The organism is Achromobacter agilis (assembly GCF_900496965.1).
Classification (GTDB): Bacteria; Pseudomonadota; Gammaproteobacteria; order Burkholderiales; family Burkholderiaceae_B; genus Achromobacter; species Achromobacter agilis.
In genome coordinates, this window is the sequence record NZ_UFQB01000024.1 from 83,135 (window position 1) to 104,070 (window position 20,936).

Here is a 20,936-nt window from a genome sequence, read left to right on the forward strand (position 1 = left end):
GCCGCGCAGGCAAATGACCATTCTCCAATCTGGAGGAGAGGCTTCGCCTGAGCTTAACGCCGCGCCCGCCGGCGGAAGGTCCGCGGTTACGCGCCGGCCCGTTCCCAGCGCCGCTGGATAGCCTTGGCCGCGACCACGCCATCGGCCATGGACGTCACCACGCAGGGATGCATGCGGTTGGCCACCTCGCCCACGGCGTAGATGTCCGGCACGCTGGTTTCGGCGGTGGCGAAATCGGTGCGGATGTAGCCGCGCTCATCGCGCGCCAGTTGCAGGCTGTCGGCAAAGCCGGCCTGGGGTTCCCAGCCGTAGAAGACCAGGATCAGGTCGTACTGGCGGCCGTCGACGCTGCGGGCGGCGGGATCGACCTTGTACGGCCCGATGTGCACGCCGTCGCGGCCGGCGCGCGTTACCCATTGCTGCTGGGCGCGGACGCTGCGGGCATAGAGGTGTACGGCGCGGGCGCCGCGGTTGCGCACGTAGACGTAATTCTCGAAAGCGTTGTCGCCCCCGCCCAGCACCGCCACGGACAGGCCCGAATAGTCCTGCGCCACGATGGGCGAACCGGGTCCGATCAGCACGCCGGGCCACGACGAGCCCGGCGGATGATCGGGCAGGCCCTTGGCCCGCACGCCGGAGGCGATGACCAGGGTGCGCGCCCGCGCCAGCGTCTCGGCGCCATCCGGACCCGCCAGCGTGGCCTCGATGCCGCCCTTGCAGGGCCGGACCCTGGTGACGCGGGTTTCCAGGCGCAGCGGCACGCCGGCCGCGCGGACGCTCTCGTCGATGTTGGCGGCCACTTGCTGGCCCGTGACACCCGGCAGCACGGCGATCCAATCGTCGGCGAACGGATTGTCGTTGCCCAGCCCTCCCAGCCGGGCGCTGGCTTCGACCAAAAGCGGGGACAGGCCCAGCCTGGCCAGCCACAGGGCGCAGGAGGCGCCAGCCGGGCCGCCGCCTACAATGACCGAATCGTGCATCTGTTGCATTTCACCCCTTATTGACTGCGCCGGCGCCTCGCGGACGCCCGGACATGGCCGGATTGTAGCCAGCGGGCCGCCTCCTTCCCGCGTCCGCCTTACAATTCCCGCCTACCCCACCCAGGTTTTCATCATGCCTACACGCCGCATCATCCTTTCCGGGCTCGCGCTTGACGCCCGCATCGGCATCCTCGAGCACGAGCGCCGCGCCACCCAGCCCCTGCATGTCGACGCCGACTTCGACGTGGACATCCAGCGCTCGGTCGACGACCACGACATCCACAGCGTGCTGGACTACCGCCGCCTGCGCGAAGCCATCGTGGAAGAATGCACGCAGGCCCACGTGAACCTGATCGAAACCCTGTCCGAGCAAGTTGCCGCGCGCCTGCTCGCCGACTTCCAGGAAATCCGCGCGCTGCGCCTGCGCATCAGCAAGCCCATGGCCTTTTCGGACTGTGCGGCGGTAGGCGTGGAAATCCAGATCACGCGTTGACCATGAACGATATTGCATCCCCCGGCATCCTCACCGGCGCCGACGAGAAAAAGGCTCGCCACGAAGGCAACAAGCTGACCAAGCGGCTTGCCCGCGAAACCACGCGCGCCCTGTCCGACTACAACATGATCGAGGCCGGCGACCGCGTCATGGTGTGCCTGTCGGGCGGCAAGGACTCCTACGCACTGCTGGACATCCTGCTGCAGCTGCAAAAGCGCGCGCCTTTCCCGTTCGAGCTCATCGCGGTCAACCTGGACCAGAAGCAGCCGGGCTTCCCGGCCGACATCCTGCCGCGCTACCTGACCGAACTGGGCGTGCGCTTCCACATCGAAACGCAGGACACCTATTCGATCGTCACGCGCGTGCTCGAGGAAGGCAAGACCATGTGCTCGCTCTGTTCGCGCCTGCGCCGGGGCATCCTGTACCGCGTGGCATCCGAGCTGGGCGCCACCAAGATCGCGCTGGGCCATCACCGCGACGACATCCTGGGCACCTTCTTCCTGAACCTGTTCTACGGCGGCAAGGCCAAGGGCATGCCGCCCAAGCTGGTGTCCGATGACGGCCGCCATACGGTGATCCGCCCCCTGGCCTACGTACCGGAAACCGACCTGATCGCCTATGCGGAACTCAAGCGGTTCCCCATCATTCCGTGCAATCTCTGCGGCTCGCAGGAAAACCTGAAGCGCAAGGAAGTCGGCCGGATGATCAAGGAATGGGACAGGCAGCACCCGGGCCGCTCGTGGAACGTGTTCAACGCGCTTTCACGCGTCGTGCCTTCGCACCTGATGGACCGGGATCTGTTCGATTTCGCGGGCCTGAAGCCCACCGGTGTGCCCGACACCAACGGCGACACGGCGTTCGATGCCGTGGACCCGGAAGAGGACGGCGCCGAAGCCTGCGGCGATACGCCCCAGGCCGAGGAGCCGGGCGCCATCATCGAGAAGAAGGTGGTGTTCTCTCGGGGGTGAGACTTCCGTGTCTGACACCCTGGCGCGATGCTGCTGCGGTCCATACGGGTGGCCAGAGGGTGTCAGACACCCGATGCGAGGGCTTCGTGCATAGGCAGGTCGTCTCACCAGGGCGTCAGACACTGGCCTCACCGTCGAGTACCTGACACTGGCGCCCGCCGGGTATTGCTACCCGTTCAGCACACGTATCGGCTTGCCTGCGTGCCACGCCTGCACGGCTTCGAGCGCGTTCTGGTAGAACGCCTCGAAATTCTCGCGGCTGACATAGCCCAGGTGGGGAGTCAGGATCACGTTGTCGAGGTCCCGCACGGAATCCGTGGGCGACAAGGGTTCTTCGGGATAGACGTCCAGCCCCGCTCCCGCGATACGGAACTTCACCAGCGCGTCCATCAGCGCCTCCTGGTCCACCAGTCCGGCGCGCGAGGTATTGACCAGATAGGCGGTCGGCTTCATTGCGGCCAGCGCGGCGGCGTCGACCACGTGGCGGCTGCGTTCGGAAAGAATCAGGTGCAGGCTGATGACGTCGGACGTAGCGAAGAGCTCGTGCTTGTCCACCCGCTTCACGCCGGCGGCCTCGGCGCGCTCGTCGGTCAGGTTGGGGCTCCAGGCCACCACATCCATGCCGAAGGCCAGGCCCACTTTCGCCACCGCCGTGCCCAGCTTGCCCAGGCCGAGCACGCCCAGGCGCTTGCCTGCCAGGGGCTCCGGCATGGCCGTCTGCCACATGCCGCGGCGCATGGCGGCATCTTCGGCAGGCAGGTGCTTGAAGAGGCCCAGGATGTGCGCCCAGGCCAGTTCCGCCGTCGCGGTGTTGGCGTCGGCGCTGCCGGGCGCGCCGCAGACGATGATGCCCTGCTCGGCGCAGGCCTGCAAGTCGATGGCGTTGTTGCGCATGCCGGTCGTGATCAGCAGGCGCAGCTTGGGCAGCGCGCGGATGCGCTGCGCGGGGAACGGCGTGCGCTCGCGCATGGCCACGATCACGTCGAAACCGTCGAGCGCGGCCTCGACCTGTTCGGCCGGGATGAAATTATTGAAGATCTGCACCTCGGCGTCACCGCCCAGCGAGGTCCAATCCGCATAGCGCCGGGCTACGTCGTGGTAATCGTCGAGTATTGCGATTTTCAAGTGTTGTCTCCGGGTGGCGTGGCGCCTATGGCGCCAGCCTCCCGGCCGGCGCGCATGGCGCCGGTCAGTTCAAGCGGGCTTTGAGTTGCTCCAGGGGCAGCGCGCCGCTGGTGCGCGAGCCGTCTGCGAAAAACAGGGTGGGAGTGCCCCGCACCATCAGTTGCTGGCCCAAGGCCAGCAGCTTGTCTTCGGGCACGTCGCAATTGGCGGTGGCGGGCTTCTTCCCACGCAACATCCAGTCGTCCCAGGCCGCGCCGGGATCCTTGGCACACCAGACATCGCGCACCTTCACCTTGGAATCGGGTGACAGAATGGGATAGAGGAAGGTGTAGACGGTCAGGTTGTCCACTTCTTCCAGCGTCTTGCGCAACTGCTTGCAGTAGCCGCAATTGGGGTCTTCGAAAATCGCCACCTTGCGCGAACCGTCGCCCTTGACCTGCTTGATGGCCAGGTCCAGCGGCAGCTGGTCGAACGTCACGGCGCTGAGCCGTTCCTGCGATTCCCGGGTGACGTCGCGGCGCGTCATGGCATCGATCAGCGGACCTTCCATGACCCAAGTGACTTTTTCATCCGTGTAGATCAGGTCCATACCCAGCTGCACTTCGAACAGGCCATAGGGCGTGCGGCGCACGGCCGTAACGTCCATGCCCGAGAAACGCTGCCTGAACCGGTCCTTGACGGCATCCGCCACAGGATCGGCCGGCGCCACCTGGGTCGTCGAATAGCGCTTGTCGCCCTTGGCGGGCTGCTCCGGCGTTTGCGTGGAGACGGACTTGCCGTCCTGCGCCATTGCGCCCGTGGACACGCCCAGCCCCGCGGCCAGGAAACCAGCCGCCAGGACGGCGGATATGCGGAAATTCATCAGTACTCCTGTACTTGTCTATCGTGTTCTACCGGGGAAGCGTAACCGATCCCCCCAAGGGCCGGCCCGGCGGAACCGTCTTAAAGTCAGACGTCCGCCCGCGTCCAAGGTTCCACCCCGCTACGGCGGCCGGGCGCCCGGCTGGAAGGCGCCCGCTTCCTGGCGCTAGTTGGTGGAGGCGCCGGCGATCAAGCGGCGCTTGATGAGCGGCGCGCGCTCCACCCAGTGCATGCCGGCGTTGCGCAGCCAGACCAGCGGCGTCGCTCGGGAGGCGAACAGCTTGTGCAGGCCGTCGGTCGCCAGGCGCATGGCCAGCACCGGCTCAGCCCGCGCGCGCTGGTAGCGGTGCAGGACCCGCAGGTCGCCCGCTGCACGGTAAGGCTCGCGTCCGGCGACCGTGCGCGCCAGGGCCTCGACGTCGCCCAGGCCCAGGTTCAGGCCCTGGCCCGCCAGCGGGTGCAGGCGGTGCGCCGCATCGCCGGCCAGCGCGATGCCCGGCGCCACCATCTGGGCGCGCTCCAGCGTCAGCGGGAAGCCGTGGAGCTTGCTGCGGACCGTCAGCGTCCCCAGGCGGCCTTCGGCGGCGTCGGCCAGCAGGGCTTCCAGGCGCGCGGCCTGTTCGGCGGGCGGCAGGGCCAGCAAAGCCTGGGCGCGCTCGCTGCGCATGGACCAGACCATGGAGACTTGCGGACCGCCGGCGGTGTCGGGCAAAGGCAGCAGGGCCAGCACGCCATCGTCGCGGAACCATTGGAAGGCGGTGCCCTGGTGCGGACGCTCCGCGTTCAGGTGCACCACCAGGCCCGTATCGTCGTAGGACTGGGACTCGTGCTTCAGGCCAGCCGCGGTGCGCAGCGGCGAAGCCGCGCCGTCGGCGCCCACGAACAGTTCCGCCTGGATGCGGGCGCCGCTTTCCGTGTCGACGGCGCCGTTGTGGTATCCCGTGCAGCGGTCTTCCAGCCAGGGAATCCCGAACATGCGCACGGCCTGGATCAGCACGCGCTCGATTTCGCCAGACTCGACGATCCAGGCCAGCTGCGGCAGCGCCGCCTGCCAGGCATTGAGATTCACCTGCCCGTCGGCATCGCCGTGGATCTCCATCGCGCTGACCGGCATCAGCCGGGCAGCGGGCATGGCGTCCCAGACGCCCAAATCGGCCAGGAAGCGCTGGCTGGCGGGCGAAATGGCGTAGACGCGCGGATGGTAGCGGTCGGGATCGGCCGCCGGCACATGGGCGCGCGGCGCCAGCACGGCGACGCGCTGGCCGCGGCGGGCCAGCGCCAGGGCGGTGGACAGGCCGACGATGCCGGCCCCGCAAACGACGATCTGATGGCTCATCTTGCTGTCGGCTCCCCGGCTTGCTTGGGCCACAGCACCCACATCTGGCCGCGTTGTTTCATGCGCCCCGCCTGCTGCCCGGCCTCGTCGCCGTAACCCCAGTAGAAGTCGGCGCGCGCCGCGCCGCGGATGGCCGTGCCCGTGTCCTGGGCAAACACCAGGCGCTGCAGGGGCCGGTCGGACGCCGGGTAGGTGGTGGCCAGGTAGACCGGCGTGCCCAAGGGCACGAAGGTTGCGTCGACCGCCACCGAGCGCATCGGCGCCAGCGGAATCGCGTATGCCCCCTTCGGCCCCTGTTCCGGGTCGACCACGGGCTCTTCGCGGAAGAACACGACGGCCGGATTGGCATTGAGCATTTCCGGCACGCGCTTGGGATTGCGCTGGGCCCAGGCCCGGATGTTCTGCATCGACGCCTGGTCCGCAGAAAGTTCGCCACGGTCGATCAGCCAGCGGCCGATGGATACGTAGGGCTGGCCGTTGTGGTCGGCGTAGGCCACACGGATGGTCTTGCCGGTATCGGGACCGTCGGTGAGCTGCACCCGGCCCGAGCCCTGCACCTGCAGGAAGAAGTTGTCTACGGGATCGTCCACCCACACCACCACGGGCGGGCGGCGTCCGGACGATTCGATGGCGGCGCGCGTGTCATAGGGCACCACACGCTTGCCCTCCAGCTTGCCGCGCACGCGCTTGCCCGCCAGGTCCGGATACACCGCCCCCAGATCGATGGTCAGCAGGTCGGCGGGCACCGCGTACAGCGGCCATTGGTAGTTGCCGCCCTGGCGGCGCGAACCGCGCACCAGGGGCTCGTAGTAGCCCGTGACCGTATTGCTCGCCGGCTTGCCGTCGGCCGCGTTCAGGCGCCAGGGCTGGAGGTAGGTTTGCAGGAAGCGGCGCACGCCCTCGCCATCGCCGGCGGTGGGCGCCCGGGCCGGATCCACGGCGGCCGCGCAGACGGGCTGCCAGGCCCGCGGCGTGGCGCGCGCGGGCGCGGCCAGATTGCCGGACGTCGGCCGCATCAGCCCGCGGCAATTGCGCAGGAAAAGCGGCCAGAACCGGGACAGGTCATCGCTGGTCCAGCCGGGCAGCTCGGCCCAGGTCCCGGGCTTGAACTTGCCCGCCAGCGCGCGCGGCGGGGTATCGGGCAGCGCCGTCAGCGGCGGCACCACCAGAGGGCCGCCGGCGGGAAGGCGGGCGCCGGGCGTTCCAGAGGGGCCGGACTCAGGCGGGATGTCGGAAGGTGTGGTGCATGCCGCCAGCAATACCGACAGCACGGACAGACTGAGAATGCGCTTCATGAACAGTGGAAAAACGTACGACGGGGGCCGGGCCATTCAATGCAGGGTGCGCGGCATGGCCAGGACGAATTCGGAGATCGGCACTTCGAACGGAATGCCGTTCTCGCCGACGCAGTGATAGGTGCCTCGCATCGTGCCCACCGGCGTGGGCAGGGGACAGCCGCTGGTGTATTCGAAGGTCTCGCCCGGCGCCAGCAGGGGTTGCTGCCCCACGATGCCCAGCCCGCGCACTTCCTGCACGCGCTGGTTGCCGTCGGTGATGATCCAGTGGCGGCTGATCACCTGGGCGGGATGCTCGCCCGTATTGGTGATGCGGACGGTATAGGCGAATACGAACTGCTGTTCGCCGGGATCGGACTGTTCTGGCACGAAGCGCGGAGAGACAGAGACGCTCAGGTCGTAAGGTTTCACAGTCCTTCCCTGTGTAGCAGGCGCAGTTCCCGGACCCGCCGGACCGGGCCATTCCCGGTACCGCGCCTCAAACTGCAATAATGGCACATTATGCCCTCCCCGACCCCGAACATCATGTCTACCCAATCGGTCTCCACCCGCATCACCCCCAGCATCCTGTCGGCTGACTTCGCCCGCCTGGGCGAGGAAGTCCGCAATGTCGTCGCCGCAGGCGCCGACTGGATCCACGTGGACGTGATGGACAACCACTATGTCCCCAACCTGACGATCGGCCCGATGGTGTGCGCGGCAATCCGTCCCCACGTCTCGGTGCCCATCGACGTACACCTGATGGTGGAGCCCGTGGACGATCTGGTCCCGATGTTCGCCAAGGCCGGCGCCGACTACATCAGCTTCCACCCGGACGCCAGCCGCCACGTGGACCGCACGCTGTCGCTGATCCGCGAGAACGGCTGCAAGGCCGGCCTGGTATTCAATCCCGCCACCCCGCTGTCCTACCTGGACTACGTGATGGACAAGATCGACCTGGTCCTGATCATGTCGGTGAACCCGGGCTTCGGCGGCCAGAGCTTCATCCCCGGCGCCTTGGCCAAGCTGCGCGAGGCCCGCGCCCGGATCGACGCCTGGACCCAGGCCGGCGGCCAGGATATCGTCTTGCAGGTGGACGGCGGCGTCAAGATCGACAACATCGCCGACATCCGCCGCGCGGGCGCCGACACCTTCGTGGCCGGCTCCGCCATCTTCGGCAAGCCGGACTACGCCGGCATCATCACGTCCATGCGCGAGCAGATCGCCATCGGCGAAACCACTGCCATCTAAAGACCGGGAGCCGATATGACCGCTTTTCGCGCCGCGCTGCTGGATCTCGACGGCACGCTTCTCGATTCCATCCCCGACCTGGCCTTCGCGGCCAACGCCATGCGCGTGGAGCTGGGCATGACCCCGCTGCGCGAGGACGTGGTGGCCACCTTCGTGGGCAAGGGCGTGGACAACCTGGTCCGCCGCAGCCTGGCGGGCAGCCTGGACGGCGCCGACCCGGAACCCGCCGAATTCGACCGCGCCCGCGAGGCGTTCTTCCGGCATTACCACCTGGTCAATGGCGAAAAGGCGGTGGTCTACCCCGGCGTCATCGACGGCCTGAAGCACCTGCGCGACCACGGCCTGAAGCTCGCGGTCGTCACCAACAAGCCCACCGAGTTCACGCTGCCGCTGCTGCAGCGCACGGGCCTGGCGGGCTTTTTCGAGGCAGTGGTCTGCGGCGACACCTGCGCGCGCCGCAAGCCGGATCCCGACCAAGTCCTGCATGCCTGCGAACTGCTCGGCGTCTCCGTGCGCGAAGCCGTGACCATCGGCGACTCCCTCAACGACGCCCAGGCCGGCCGCAGCGCCGGCACGCAGGTCCTGGTGGTGCCATATGGCTACAACGAAGGAAGGGACGTGCGCGAGCTGGATGTCGATGGTATAGTTGACACGCTAGTCGACGCCGCCCAGTGGGTCGCGCTCTGGAATCAGAACCAGAACGCGGCAAAAACCGGCTCTTGAACGCCTCTGGCGGCTCGCGGCAGGCATATCGCGAATTCATACCGAATACCGCTAAACCGAATACCAGCTCAATGAACGTTTCCATCCAGAACCAAATGCTTGGCGCCTCGTGGCGCTGGTGGCGTTTGTCTTCCGGGTGGCGATGATCCCTCCCGGCCCTGGACGCGTATGCCGCCTAGTGCCGTAGCTGTGTAAACACAGAGCCAAGCCCGGAACCAGTAACCTGGACCGGGCTTTTTGTTGTGCGCCTGGTCCGATAGCAAATCAATCGCTGACGAGACCCGACATGACCGAAATCGAATTCAAGGCCCTTGCCGCGGAAGGCTATAACCGCATCCCGCTGATCGCCGAAACCTATGCCGACCTGGACACCCCCCTCGGCATCTACCTGAAGCTGGCGCACGCCGGCCCACTGGCCGGCCGCATGACCTGCCTGATGGAATCGGTGGTGGGCGGCGAGCGCTTCGGCCGCTATTCCTTCATCGGCCTGCCGGCCCGCACGGTGATCCGCGCCAGCGGCACCCGCACCGAAGTGCTGCACGACGGCAAGGTCGCCGAAACCCATGACGGCGACCCGCTGGCCTTCATCGAGCAATACCAGCGCCGCTTCAAGGTCGCCCTGCGCCCCGGCATGCCGCGTTTCTGCGGCGGCCTGGCCGGCTACTTCGGCTACGACACGGTGCGCCACATCGAGCCCTGCCTGGGCCCAGCGGTGAAGCCGTTTCCGGCGGGCATGGAGGGCGGCACGCCCGACCTGATGCTGATGCACGTGGACGAACTGGTCATCGTGGACAACCTGGCCGGCCGCATCTACCTGATGGTCTACGCGGATCCCAGCCAGCCCGAAGCCTACAGCCGCGCGCAGCAGCGCCTGCACGACCTGCGCGTCCGCCTGCGGCGCCCGGTCGAGATTCCGTACAGCCATGCCAGCATGCAGACCGAAGAACGGCGCGACTTCAAGAAGGAAGACTATCTGGCGGCCGTGCGCCGCGCCAAGGAACACATCGCCGCGGGCGACCTGATGCAGGTGCAGATCGGCCAGGTCATCGCCAAGCCCTTCCGCGACTCCCCCCTCTCCCTCTACCGCGCCCTGCGGTCCCTCAATCCCTCCCCCTACATGTACTTCTGGAACTTCGGCGACTTCCAGGTCGTGGGCGCGTCGCCGGAAATCCTGGTGCGCCAGGAACGTGTGATGGAGAACGGCGAGCCGAAGTCGCAGATCACGATCCGCCCGCTGGCGGGCACCCGCAAGCGCGGCGCGACGCCTGAGGAAGACGCCGCCCTGGCCGCCGAACTGAAGGCCGATCCCAAGGAAGTGGCCGAACACGTGATGCTGATCGATCTTGCCCGCAATGACGTGGGCCGCGTGGCCGAGGTGGGCTCGGTGAAGGTCAGCGACACCATGGTCATCGAACGCTACTCGCACGTCATGCACCTGGTATCCAACGTAACCGGCAACCTGAACCCCGGCATGAGCAGCATGGACGTGCTGCGCGCCTCGTTCCCGGCCGGCACGCTGACCGGCGCCCCCAAGGTCGAGGCGATGAAGATCATCGACGAGCTGGAGCCCGTGCGCCGCGGCATCTACGGCGGCGCGGCCGGCTACCTGAGCTACGGCGGCGAAATGGACGTGGCCATCGCGATCCGCACCGGCGTCATCAAGGACGGCACGCTGTACGTGCAGGCCGCCGCCGGCATCGTGGCCGACTCCAGCCCCGAAGCCGAATGGGCCGAGACCGAGGCCAAGGCCCGCGCAGTGCTGCGCGCGGCGGAGCAGGTGCAGCACGGCCTGGACGAACCCATCTGAGGCCCTTGCGGCCCACCCCGGATCCCCCCGGGCCGCCGGACGGCCCGACAGGAGAAAACAATGCTGTTGATGATCGACAATTACGACTCTTTTACCTACAACCTGGTCCAATACTTCGGCGAACTGGGTGAGGACGTGCGCGTGGCGCGCAACGACCAGATCACGCTGGAAGAGATTGCCGCCATGAACCCGGACCGCATCTGCGTGTCGCCCGGCCCCTGCTCTCCCGCCGAGGCGGGCATCTCGGTGCCCGTCATCCAGGCTTTCGCGGGCAAGACGCCCATCCTGGGCGTGTGCCTGGGCCACCAGGCCATCGGCGCCGCCTATGGCGGCGACATCGTCCGCGCGCAGCAGATCATGCACGGCAAGACCGTGCAGATCTCGCACACGGGCACCGACATCTTCGCCGGCCTGCCCACCCCGTACACGGCGATCCGTTACAACTCGCTGACCATCGACCCCGCCACCCTGCCCGACTGCCTGGCGGTAACCGCGACGGCGCCTGACGGGGACATCATGGGCGTGCGCCACAAGACCCTGCCGCTGTACGGAGTACAGTTCCATCCCGAATCCGTGCTCAGTGAGCATGGCCATGCCCTGCTGCGCAATTTCCTGAACCTCGCCTAAGAAGGAAGCATCGTGACTATTTCCACCACCGAAGCGCTGACGCGCTGCATTGAACACCGCGAAATCTTCCACGACGAGATGCTGCATCTGATGCGCATGCTGATGCGCGGCGAGATGTCGCCGCAGATCGCAAGCGCCCTGCTGATGGGGCTGCGCGTGAAAAAGGAAACTATCGGCGAGATCACCGCCGCCGCGCAGGTCATGCGCGAGTTCGCCACGCCCGTGGTCACGCCCAACCCGGAAGACCTGCTGGACATGTGCGGCACCGGCGGCGACGGCAGCCATACTTTCAATATTTCCACCACCGCCATGTTCGTGGCGGCGGCGGCCGGCGTGCCGATCGCCAAGCACGGCAACCGCAGCGCCTCGTCTTCCAGCGGCAGCGCCGACGTGCTGGAAGCCCTGGGCGCCAACCTCGTACTGACGCCCGAAGAGGTGGCCGAATGCATCCAGGCGACCGGCATCGGCTTCATGTTCGCGCCTGCCCACCACGGCGCCATGAAGAACGTGGCCGCCGTGCGCAAGGAGCTGGCCGTCCGGACGATCTTCAACATCCTTGGCCCGCTGACGAACCCCGCCGGGGCCGCCAACCAGTTGATGGGCGTATTCCACCCCGACCTGGTCGGGATCCAGGTCCGGGTGCTGGAACGCCTGGGCTCGCGCCACGTGCTGGTCGTGCACGGCAAGGACGGCATGGACGAAGCCTCGCTGGGCGGCGCCACCCTGGTCGGGGAACTCAAGGATGGAAAAATCCTCGAATATGAGATTCACCCCGAGGACTACGGGCTATCCATGATGTCCAACCGCAGCATCAAGGTGTCCAATCGCGAACAATCGCGCGAGCTTGTCATAGAGGCGCTCGAGAATGTCGAAGGCACCGCCCGCGACATTGTCGCGCTCAATGCCGGGCTCGCGATCTATGCAGGCAATAAAGCCGATTCCATTCCCGCAGCCTTAGCGCTAGCATTTGAACTGATTTCCACCGGCGCGGCGCGAGCCAAGCTGGAAGAATTCTGCGCCTATACCCGGAAATTCCAGAAATGAACGATATTCTCGCGAAAATCCTCGCCGTCAAGGTCGAGGAAGTCGCCGCCGCCCGCCAGATGCGCAGCGAAGCCGAAGTCCTGCGCGAGGCGCAGGCCCGCCAGGACGTCCGCGGCTTCGCCCAGGCCATCGAAGACAAGATCTCGCAGGGCAAGGCCGGCGTCATCGCCGAAATCAAGAAAGCCTCGCCCTCCAAGGGCGTGCTGCGCGACACCTTCAACCCCGTCGAGATTGCCGCCTCCTATGCGGTGCACGGCGCGGCCTGCCTGTCCGTGCTGACCGACGTGCAGTTCTTCCAGGGTTCCCACGACCACCTGCGCCAGGCCCGCGCGGCCTGCCCGCTGCCGGTCCTGCGCAAGGACTTCGTGATCGATCCCTACCAGATCATCGCCGCGCGCGCGATGGGCGCGGATTGCGTGCTCCTGATCGTGGCCGCGCTCTCCCCTTCCCAGCTGCGCGACATGGAAACCCTGGCGATGGAGCTGGGCATGGACGTGCTGGTGGAAGTGCACGACGCCAAGGAACTGGACATCGCGCTCGACATGAAGACGCCGCTGCTCGGCATCAACAACCGCAACCTGCGCACCTTCGAGACCAGCCTGTCGAACACGCTGGACCTCCTGCCGCGCATCCCCGCGGGTAAGCGCGTCGTGACGGAAAGCGGCATCCTCACGCCGGAAGACGTGAAGCTGATGCGCGGGCACAAGGTCGACGCCTTCCTGGTAGGCGAAGCCTTCATGCGGGCCAAGGATCCGGGAGTGGAGCTTGCGCGCCTGATGGGCTAGCCCGTCCCCCGCCGCGTACGTGGCGGCGAGGCAAGCGCCGCGGCGCGCCGGTACAAGGTGCTGCGGTGCAGGCCCAACGCGCGGGCCGCGCGGCTGACGTTGCCCCCGTGCGCGGCCAGCGCATCGCGGATCGCGGAATCCGTCATCGCCTGCAGATTGGCATTGGCCGGATCGCCCCTTTCCGAAGGCGGCGCACCGGCTTGCGCGCCGCGGATATCGGCGGGCAGCATATCGGCATCGACCCTGCCCGCCGGCCCGGCCAGCACATGCAGGGTACGCAGCACGGCCACCATCTGACGATAGTTGCCAGGCCATGGGTACGCGTCCAGGATAGCTTCGATATCGGGAGGCAAGACCGGCCCGGCGCCATGCGCCGCCCACAGGCTGCGCAGCAGCTCGAGGCGGTCCGCGCGTGCACGCAGCGGTTCCAGCGTCACGGTGTATTCGGCGATCCGGAAGTACAGGTCGGGCCGCACCGGGGCATCGGCCCCCTCATGCGCCAACGGACGATGCGTTGCACACACCAGCGTGAAATCCACCGGCACCGGCCTCGCCGCGCCCAGCGGTGACACTTCACGCGTCTGCAGTACGCGGAGCAAGCGCGATTGCAGCATCAACGGCATATCGCCGATTTCATCTAGGAACAGTACGCCGCCATGCGCCTGCCGCAGCAAGCCCTTGCTGCCCTGGCGACGCGCGCCGGTGAACGCGCCGTCCTCGTAGCCGAACAATTCCGATTCGATCAGGCTTTCGGGCAGCGCGGCGCAGTTCACCGCCACGAACGGCCCCGATGTCCGTTTGCCGCGAGCGTGCAGCTGCCGCGCGAACACTTCCTTGCCCACACCGGTTTCCCCTTGCAGCAGGATCGACACGCCCGCGTCCGACAAGTGCACCGCGCGCGCCAGCGCGCCCAGCGTCGCAGCGTCGAAATTCGGGGCGCCGGACCGCGCGGCATCGGCGGCCGGCAACGCCGGCAGGACCGGCGCCTGGCGGGCGCGAGCGCGCGGCCAGCGCAACCGCGCGTGGTAGACCGCCCCCGAGCGCGCCTGCACTCTGCCCGCGGCATCGGGACAGCGTTCGATATCGCCATCGAAAACATCCGTATAGCGATACACGCCCAGCGCGGTCGGGGCCATGCCCAGGGCCTGCAAGGCGCAGCGGTTCGCGCCGATCAGCCGGTCGCCCTCGAAAGCCAGCAGCCCCTCGCCCGGCATGCCCAGGCCCGAATGATCCACGTGCAGGCGCAGCACCGCATATTGCTCATAGGCTTGCTCGAACAACTGGTGCTCGATCATATCCACCGCCGCGCGCACCAGCGCCAACACCTCGGGACGCACCTCGCGCGCCTGGCTGGACAGGTCCAGCACGCCCAGCGTGCGGCCCTCGCCGTCGGCGATGGGGATCGCCGCGCAGGTCAGGATGCGGTTCGGTTCGAAATAGTGTTCCGCGCCATGGACGGCGATGGGCCGGCCTTCCACCAGCGCGGTGCCGATGGCGTTGGTGCCCGCCGCGGCCTCGTCCCAGGGCGCGCCGGGCATGAGCGCAACGCGCGAGGCGCGCTGGGCGAAATCGATGTCACCGCCGCTGTCCAGGACCAGCCCCTGCGCATCGGACAGGATCACGAGGCTGCCGCTGCCGCCGGCCTGGCGGCGCAGCAAGGACATGGCGGGCTCGGACATGCGGCGCAGCGCCTCATTGCGCTGCTGGGCCTCGCGCAGTTCACCCTGCGTCATGAGTTCGGCGCGACGCACGCCGCGCATGTCGAAGCCCAGGTCGGCGCAGCGCCGCCATGATCGCAGGATGGGCTCGGCGACCATGCCGCCGGGCACGGCGCCCTGCTGGTTGAACAGCAGGCGCGCTTGCGTCAGCGCGTGCTGACGGGAATGAGTGGCCATGCATGTCTCCTTGGACAGGCATTCTGCGACACCTGTTCCGCGACACTGTCGCAAAACGCGACAGTGCTAGTACCTCCACGTAGTACTCCCACGCCGCACCCGCTGCGCGGGCTTGCTGCCCCCCGAGGGGGCCGGCCCGCCTTGGGGCGGCCCGGCGACGGGCCGGCTTCCTGGCCGCGCCCGCTGCGCCGCACCCGCGATGCGGGCTTGAAAATCTACTTTCGCATGCAGGAAGCGGACTGTCCAGCGGAGAAGCCCGGACTGGCACGCTCCTTGCTTGATACAGGTCAGGCAGCCGACTGCCGCCCCCACAATACCGGAGACAAGCATGGACATCGCGACCCGCGTTACCCCCGACACCTATGGCACGCGCCTCGACCTCAAGACCCAGTACGACAATTTCATCGACGGCAAGTGGCAGAAGCCGGCTGACGGCGAATACTTCGACAACGTTACGCCGGTCACGGGCCAGGTCCTGACCCGCAACGCGCGCTCCAAGGAGCGCGACATCGAGCTGGCGCTGGACGCCGCGCATCGCGCCGCGCCCAAATGGGGCGCCACGCCCGCCGCCGAGCGCGCCCGCATGCTGATGCGCATCGCCGACGTCATGGAGGCCAACCTAGAACGCCTGGCCACGGCCGAGACCTGGGACAACGGCAAACCCATCCGCGAGGCCCGCGCCGCCGACATCCCGCTGGCGATCGATCATTTCCGCTATTTCGCCTCGTGCATCCGCAGCCAGGAGGGCGGGCTGTCCGAGATCGACCACGACACGGTGGCCTACCACTTCAACGAGCCGCTGGGCGTCGTGGGCCAGATCATCCCGTGGAACTTCCCCATCCTGATGGCCGCCTGGAAGCTGGCGCCCGCGCTGGCCGCCGGCAACTGCGTGGTGCTCAAGCCCGCCGAACAGACGCCGCTGGGCATTCTGCTGCTGATGGAACTGATCGGCGACATCCTGCCGCCGGGCGTGATCAACGTGGTCACCGGTTTCGGCCTGGAGGCCGGCAAGCCGCTGGCTTCCAGCAAGCGCATCGCCAAGATCGCCTTCACCGGCGAAACCACCACCGGACGCCTGATCATGCAGTACGCGTCGCAGAACATCATCCCCGTGACGCTGGAACTGGGCGGGAAATCGCCCAACATCTTCTTCGCCGACGTGGCCGCGCAGGACGACGATTTCCTGGACAAGGCCGTCGAAGGCTTCGTCATGTTCGCGCTGAACCAGGGCGAGGTCTGCACCTGCCCCAGCCGCGCGCTGATCCAGGAATCCCTGTACGACAAGTTCATGGAACGCGCCTTGAAGCGCGTCGGCGAGATCAAGCAGGGCAACCCCCTGGACGCGGACACTATGCTGGGCGCGCAGGCGTCCACCGAGCAGCTGGAGAAGATCCTGTCGTACCTGGACATCGGCAAGCAGGAAGGCGCCGACGTGCTGGCCGGCGGCTCGCGCGCGCAGATGCAGGGCGCGCTGGAAGGCGGCTACTACGTCCAGCCCACGGTTTTCAAGGGACACAACAAGATGCGCGTGTTCCAGGAGGAAATCTTCGGCCCGGTGGTGGCGGTGACGACCTTCAAGGATGCCGATGACGCGCTGGCGCTGGCCAACGATACGCTCTACGGCCTGGGCGCCGGCGTATGGTCGCGCGACGCCAACACGTGCTATCGCATGGGACGCGCCATCAAGGCCGGCCGCGTGTGGACCAACTGCTACCACGCCTATCCGGCGCACGCAGCGTTCGGCGGCTACAAGCAGTCCGGCATCGGGCGCGAGAACCACAAAATGATGCTCAACCACTACCAGCAGACGAAGAACCTGCTGGTGAGCTATTCGCCGAAGAAGCTGGGGTTCTTCTGATCCCCAACCCGCGACCAGCGGGCGCGCCGGGCCTCGCGACCTGGCGCGCCCGAAAGGACGACATCATGGCAGAGCACACGCCGCGCGTAGTCGCGACCGACGAAGCGCGCCAACTGATCGATACCCTGCGCGCCAAGCACGGCCCGCTGATGTTCCACCAGTCGGGCGGCTGCTGCGACGGCAGTTCGCCCATGTGCTATGCGCTGGGGGAATTCATGGTGGGCGGCTCGGACGTGCTGCTGGGCGACCTGGAAGGCTGCCCGTTCTACATGGGCGAGGACCAGTTCGCCTACTGGGAACACACACAGCTCATCATCGACGCCGTCCCTGGCCGGGGCGGCGCGTTTTCGCTGGACAGCGCCGAAGGCAAGCGCTTCCTGCTGCGCTCGCGGCTGTATTCGGACGATGAGTGGGCGCGGGTGGCGCCGGTGACGAGAGGCTAAGCCGGAAACCGTCAGGGCCAGGCTACGTTCCGCCCTTCGGGTCGCGCTTTCCCGTTGGATCCGCGCGTTCGGCCAGCTTCCACTGGAACGACACGCGCCGGATGCGGGCGGCGCGGAATTGCGTGAACGAACGGCCGCCCGGCATGGGCGCGCCGCGATAGGCACTGCTGGCGTTCTTCATTTTTTGAAGGAGCGTTGAGGAAAAACTTGCGTGGCGCCTGGGTTCAGGCGCGGGCGGCGGGCGGCGTCCAGGCGCTGGCGTCCGCCGGCCGGCGCGTCCAGTCCAGCGCGTCTTCCAGGCGGTCGTTGCCCCAGAACATCTCGCCATCCACGAAAAACGTGGGCGCGCCGAACAGGCCCAGGTTGCGCGCGCGGTCGACCTGACGCCGCAGCGCTTCTTTTGCGGCCTCGGACTTGCCTCGGGCGATCAGCGCATCCGCGTCCAGCGCAAGGCCCGTCAGCAGCTCGTGCACCACGTCCTCGGCCTGGATGTCCTGGTCGTACTGGAAATTGGCGCGGAACACCGCCACGCAGAAATCGCGGCCCCAGGGTTCGTCCTGGCCCAGGAGGGCAATACGCGCGGGCAGCACGCTCATGCGCGGAAACAGGCGCGGTCGGTTGTAGACCACGCCATATTTGTCCGCGAGGCGGGCGATATCGCGCATCATGTACGCGCCCTTGCCGGGAAAGAGCCGGAACGGCGTGTCGTTCCAGCCCTGGGCCTGGAAGATCGGCCCCAGCAGGAAGGGACGCAAATCGACCCGGATGCCGGCGTCCTGCGCCAGCGCGTCGATGCGCTCGATGGCCAGATAGCTGTAGGGGCTGGCGAAATCGAACCACATCTCGATGCGGGGCGTATCAGGCAGGGACGCAGTCATTACGAACTCCGGAAGGACCCTAGGAAATTAGCGCGACCTGCGCATCCGGCAGGCCGCTGAGAACGACGTCGCGATCGCTGCCGACGGTAACGGATTCGCCGGCCTGCAGCACGCTGTCATCGAAGCGGCGGTATTCGGAGATCCACAAGGTGCCGGCGCGACACACGATGCGGAGACCCGATGCCTGCTTGAGCAGCATAGTCGACCTGCCGGACAAACGGAATGACATTCCCGCAGTGCAACATACCTGGATCATGGCCTTCCTCCCGCGCCGCGGCGGCGGCGATCACGGCGGATCGCAGGGCTACCGCTCATTGATCCATCGTCTGAGGCCTATTGAACGCCCTCGGAGTACTATTGCTCAAGCGACATTTCTGTCCGATACGCATGAGTTTTGCGAATGCCATATCCACTGGCCAAACTTCCACCGCTTGATCTCGTCCGCGGCTTCGTGGCCGTGGGCCGCCGGATGAGCATCACGCTGGCGGCCCAGGACCTGCATGTCACCCAGTCCGCCGTCAGCCGCCAGATCCGGGCGCTGGAAGCGCATTTGGGCGTGCCCCTGCTGGTGCGCGGCTTCCGCAGCGTGTCGTTCACCTCCGAAGGCGCCCAGTTGTTCCGTATGGCCGACGTCTGGCTGGGCCAGCTGGGCGATTTGACCGAACAGCTGCGCGCGCCCGAACGCCGCACGCCCGTAACCATCACCACGACCATCGGCGTGGCCTCGCTCTGGCTGCTGCCCCGGCTGGGCGACTTCCAGGCGGCCCATCCGCATATCGACGTGCGCGTGGCCGCGGACAACCGGCTCATCGACATCGACCGCGAAAACGTGGACATCGCCATCCGTTACAGCCTGCGCGACAGCGTGCCGGACAGCGCGGTCTGGCTGTTCGGAGAATCGGTGGTGCCGGTGGCGCACCCTTCCCTCGGGGCGCGCGAACTGGATGCGCGCGAGCTGCAGCGCCACGTGCTGCTGGAATTCGACGATCCAACGCGGCCCTGGCTGCAATGGTCGGAATGGCTGAATGCGCGCGGCCTGGGCCGGGTGGCCGCCAAGGGCATGCTGCGCTTCAACCAGTACGACCAGATCGTGCATGCGGCGCTGGCGGGCCATGGCATCGCGCTGGGGCGGCTGGCGCTGATCGCGCCGATGCTTGCCGACAAGCGCCTGGAGGCCGTCGGCGGGCAGGCCGCCCGCGCCACGGAGCTTGCCTACTGGCTGGTCCGCAATGCGCGCCGCAGCACGCCCGATGCGGAAGTCGTCATGCAATGGCTGGTGGAGCAGGCCGCGGCAACCGCGCGCGACCTGACCGCGTAGGGCCGGCCACCCCCCGGGGGTTCATTCCACGCACACGACGGGCTCGCCGGCTGTCATCTCGCCGATGACGGCGGCCTGATCGAAGCCTTGTTCACGGAACAGATCCAGCACCGCGCCGGCGGTCTCCGGCGCGCACGACACCAGCAGGCCGCCGGACGTCTGCGGATCGGTCAGCAAGGCGCGCTGGGTATCGGTAACCGCGGCGCCCAAACGGATGGATGCGCCGTAGGACGCCCAATTGCGGCCGGACGCGCCAGTGACGACGCCTTCCGCCGCGTAGGACTGCACGCCGGGCAGCCACGGCAGGGACTCCAGCCGCAGGCGCGCGGTCAGTGTCGCCCCGCGCGCCATTTCCAGCGCGTGGCCCAGCAGACCGAAGCCGGTAACATCGGTCACCGCGTGCACGCCGTCCAGCGCGGCCAGCGCGGCCCCAGGCCGGTTCAGGCGGGTCGTCGTATCGATCATGACGCGGTAACCCGCGACGTCCAGGAGATTCTTTTTCAGCGCCGCCGACAGGATGCCCACGCCCAGGCCTTTGCCCAGGATCAGCACGTCGCCGGCGCGGGCATCGGCGTTGCGCTTCACGCGGGCAGGATGCACCAGCCCCATCGCCGCCAGGCCGTAGATGGGCTCGACGGAATCGATGCTGTGGCCGCCCGCCACCGGTATGCCGGCATCCGCGCATACGGATTCGCCGCCGCGCAGGATATCCGCGATGACGCTGTGCGGCAGCACATTGATCGGCATCCCGACGATCGCCAGCGCCATGATCGGGGTGCCTCCCATGGCATACACGTCCGACAGCGCGTTCGTCGCCGCGATGCGGCCGAAATCGAACGGATCGTCCACGATCGGCATGAAGAAGTCCGTGGTGGCGATCAGCGCCTGCTCGTCGTTGAGCCGGTACACCGCCGCGTCATCGGCGGTTTCGGTGCCGACCATCAGGTTCGGGTAGCTGGCCGCCGGGCCAAAGCGCGCCAGCAGCGCCGACAGCACGCCCGGCGCGATTTTGCAGCCGCAGCCGCCGCCGTGCGAAAGCGAAGTCAACCGCGGCACCGCGCCGCTCGCAACATCCTGGGGCATTTCGATCTCCATACGCCAATCAAAAAGCATAGCACCGGCGCCCGGCGGATCGTGCGCGCTTGCGGCAGCGCGCGGCCACGGACAGCGGCCCGCCTTCCACGGATGCCGCCCTATCGCTGGAATTGGCGTCGGAATCCTGTTTTTTCGCGGATTTTGGCCCTTCCCGGCGCTGCTACGATGGCCGCCA

General features: G+C 67.4%; 22 protein-coding genes. 11 read left to right on the forward strand and 11 right to left on the reverse strand.

The window, feature by feature from the left end:
• Positions 1-86 precede the first annotated feature (86 nt).
• On the reverse strand, positions 87-989 hold the full coding sequence (locus AGI3411_RS23660) for an NAD(P)/FAD-dependent oxidoreductase (RefSeq protein WP_129529769.1): 903 nt from the start codon (positions 987-989) through the stop codon (positions 87-89).
• A gap of 124 nt (positions 990-1,113) precedes the next feature.
• Between AGI3411_RS23660 and folB the strand changes: the two genes are divergently transcribed.
• Positions 1,114-1,473, forward strand: a complete 360-nt coding sequence (gene folB / locus AGI3411_RS23665; protein WP_008164827.1) for a dihydroneopterin aldolase — start codon at positions 1,114-1,116, stop codon at positions 1,471-1,473.
• A 2-nt stretch (positions 1,474-1,475) separates the two neighbouring features.
• A complete protein-coding gene (ttcA, locus tag AGI3411_RS23670) occupies positions 1,476-2,441 on the forward strand; it encodes a tRNA 2-thiocytidine(32) synthetase TtcA (RefSeq protein WP_129529770.1) in 966 nt (321 codons plus the stop codon).
• A 168-nt stretch (positions 2,442-2,609) separates the two neighbouring features.
• Here ttcA and AGI3411_RS23675 read toward each other — a convergent pair whose 3' ends face one another.
• The 5 genes from AGI3411_RS23675 to apaG all read right to left on the reverse strand — a co-directional run bounded on the left by AGI3411_RS23675 (position 2,610) and on the right by apaG (position 7,469).
• Entirely contained in the window at positions 2,610-3,566 is a 957-nt protein-coding gene (locus tag AGI3411_RS23675) for a D-2-hydroxyacid dehydrogenase family protein (RefSeq protein ID WP_129529771.1), read from the reverse strand.
• 64 nt (positions 3,567-3,630) lie between these two features.
• Entirely contained in the window at positions 3,631-4,428 is a 798-nt protein-coding gene (locus AGI3411_RS23680; RefSeq protein ID WP_129529772.1) for a DsbC family protein, read from the reverse strand.
• A 165-nt stretch (positions 4,429-4,593) separates the two neighbouring features.
• Positions 4,594-5,763 (reverse strand): UbiH/UbiF family hydroxylase, encoded by a 1,170-nt coding sequence (locus AGI3411_RS23685; protein ID WP_129529773.1) that lies wholly within the window; start codon positions 5,761-5,763, stop codon positions 4,594-4,596.
• Positions 5,760-7,058 (reverse strand): murein transglycosylase A, encoded by a 1,299-nt coding sequence (gene mltA, locus AGI3411_RS23690; RefSeq protein WP_129529774.1) that lies wholly within the window; start codon positions 7,056-7,058, stop codon positions 5,760-5,762. Before mltA ends, AGI3411_RS23685 begins: the two co-directional genes overlap by 4 nt.
• 36 nt (positions 7,059-7,094) lie before the next feature.
• Positions 7,095-7,469 carry a Co2+/Mg2+ efflux protein ApaG gene (apaG, locus tag AGI3411_RS23695; RefSeq protein WP_039882644.1) on the reverse strand — a complete coding sequence of 125 codons (375 nt, stop codon included), beginning with the start codon at positions 7,467-7,469 and terminating at the stop codon, positions 7,095-7,097.
• A gap of 90 nt (positions 7,470-7,559) precedes the next feature.
• Here apaG and rpe point away from each other — a divergent pair, with 90 nt between their 5' ends.
• From rpe to trpC, 6 genes are all read left to right on the forward strand, one after another.
• Entirely contained in the window at positions 7,560-8,288 is a 729-nt protein-coding gene (rpe, locus tag AGI3411_RS23700; protein WP_129529775.1) for a ribulose-phosphate 3-epimerase, read from the forward strand.
• A 15-nt stretch (positions 8,289-8,303) separates the two neighbouring features.
• Entirely contained in the window at positions 8,304-9,011 is a 708-nt protein-coding gene (locus AGI3411_RS23705) for a phosphoglycolate phosphatase (RefSeq protein WP_129529776.1), read from the forward strand.
• A 286-nt stretch (positions 9,012-9,297) separates the two neighbouring features.
• The gene (trpE, locus tag AGI3411_RS23710; RefSeq protein WP_129529777.1) at positions 9,298-10,818 is read left to right on the forward strand and encodes an anthranilate synthase component I; all 1,521 of its coding nucleotides are present in this window, start codon (positions 9,298-9,300) and stop codon (positions 10,816-10,818) included.
• Between the two features lie 60 nt (positions 10,819-10,878).
• A complete protein-coding gene (locus AGI3411_RS23715; protein WP_129529778.1) occupies positions 10,879-11,445 on the forward strand; it encodes an aminodeoxychorismate/anthranilate synthase component II in 567 nt (188 codons plus the stop codon).
• A 12-nt stretch (positions 11,446-11,457) separates the two neighbouring features.
• On the forward strand, positions 11,458-12,489 hold the full coding sequence (gene trpD, locus AGI3411_RS23720; protein ID WP_129529779.1) for an anthranilate phosphoribosyltransferase: 1,032 nt from the start codon (positions 11,458-11,460) through the stop codon (positions 12,487-12,489).
• Complete coding sequence (trpC, locus tag AGI3411_RS23725; RefSeq protein ID WP_129529780.1) at positions 12,486-13,274, forward strand: indole-3-glycerol phosphate synthase TrpC; 789 nt, start codon at positions 12,486-12,488, stop codon at positions 13,272-13,274. The genes trpD and trpC overlap by 4 nt, the downstream gene beginning before the upstream one ends.
• On the opposite strand, the gene AGI3411_RS23730 is transcribed toward trpC, so the two are convergent.
• Entirely contained in the window at positions 13,271-15,169 is a 1,899-nt protein-coding gene (locus AGI3411_RS23730) for a sigma-54-dependent Fis family transcriptional regulator (RefSeq protein WP_129529781.1), read from the reverse strand. The genes trpC and AGI3411_RS23730 overlap by 4 nt on opposite strands.
• 328 nt (positions 15,170-15,497) lie before the next feature.
• Between AGI3411_RS23730 and adh the strand changes: the two genes are divergently transcribed.
• Complete coding sequence (gene adh / locus AGI3411_RS23735; protein WP_129529782.1) at positions 15,498-17,027, forward strand: aldehyde dehydrogenase; 1,530 nt, start codon at positions 15,498-15,500, stop codon at positions 17,025-17,027.
• Between the two features lie 65 nt (positions 17,028-17,092).
• Positions 17,093-17,470: a DUF779 domain-containing protein gene (locus AGI3411_RS23740; protein ID WP_129529783.1), complete on the forward strand. Its 378-nt coding sequence runs from the start codon at positions 17,093-17,095 to the stop codon at positions 17,468-17,470.
• A 22-nt stretch (positions 17,471-17,492) separates the two neighbouring features.
• On the opposite strand, the gene AGI3411_RS30185 is transcribed toward AGI3411_RS23740, so the two are convergent.
• Genes AGI3411_RS30185 through AGI3411_RS23750 form a run of 3 tightly spaced genes read right to left on the reverse strand, consistent with a single transcriptional unit; the run spans position 17,493 to position 18,604 of the window.
• Positions 17,493-17,651 (reverse strand): hypothetical protein, encoded by a 159-nt coding sequence (locus AGI3411_RS30185; RefSeq protein WP_165359252.1) that lies wholly within the window; start codon positions 17,649-17,651, stop codon positions 17,493-17,495.
• A 43-nt stretch (positions 17,652-17,694) separates the two neighbouring features.
• The gene (locus tag AGI3411_RS23745) at positions 17,695-18,348 is read right to left on the reverse strand and encodes a 2-hydroxychromene-2-carboxylate isomerase (protein ID WP_129529784.1); all 654 of its coding nucleotides are present in this window, start codon (positions 18,346-18,348) and stop codon (positions 17,695-17,697) included.
• Between the two features lie 19 nt (positions 18,349-18,367).
• Positions 18,368-18,604 carry a DUF2917 domain-containing protein gene (locus tag AGI3411_RS23750; protein WP_341867921.1) on the reverse strand — a complete coding sequence of 79 codons (237 nt, stop codon included), beginning with the start codon at positions 18,602-18,604 and terminating at the stop codon, positions 18,368-18,370.
• A 144-nt stretch (positions 18,605-18,748) separates the two neighbouring features.
• On the opposite strand from AGI3411_RS23750, the gene AGI3411_RS23755 reads away from it, so the two are divergent.
• Positions 18,749-19,666: a LysR substrate-binding domain-containing protein gene (locus tag AGI3411_RS23755; RefSeq protein WP_129529786.1), complete on the forward strand. Its 918-nt coding sequence runs from the start codon at positions 18,749-18,751 to the stop codon at positions 19,664-19,666.
• A gap of 21 nt (positions 19,667-19,687) precedes the next feature.
• On the opposite strand, the gene selD is transcribed toward AGI3411_RS23755, so the two are convergent.
• Positions 19,688-20,749 (reverse strand): selenide, water dikinase SelD, encoded by a 1,062-nt coding sequence (gene selD, locus AGI3411_RS23760; protein ID WP_129529787.1) that lies wholly within the window; start codon positions 20,747-20,749, stop codon positions 19,688-19,690.
• Between the last annotated feature and the right edge of the window lie 187 nt (positions 20,750-20,936).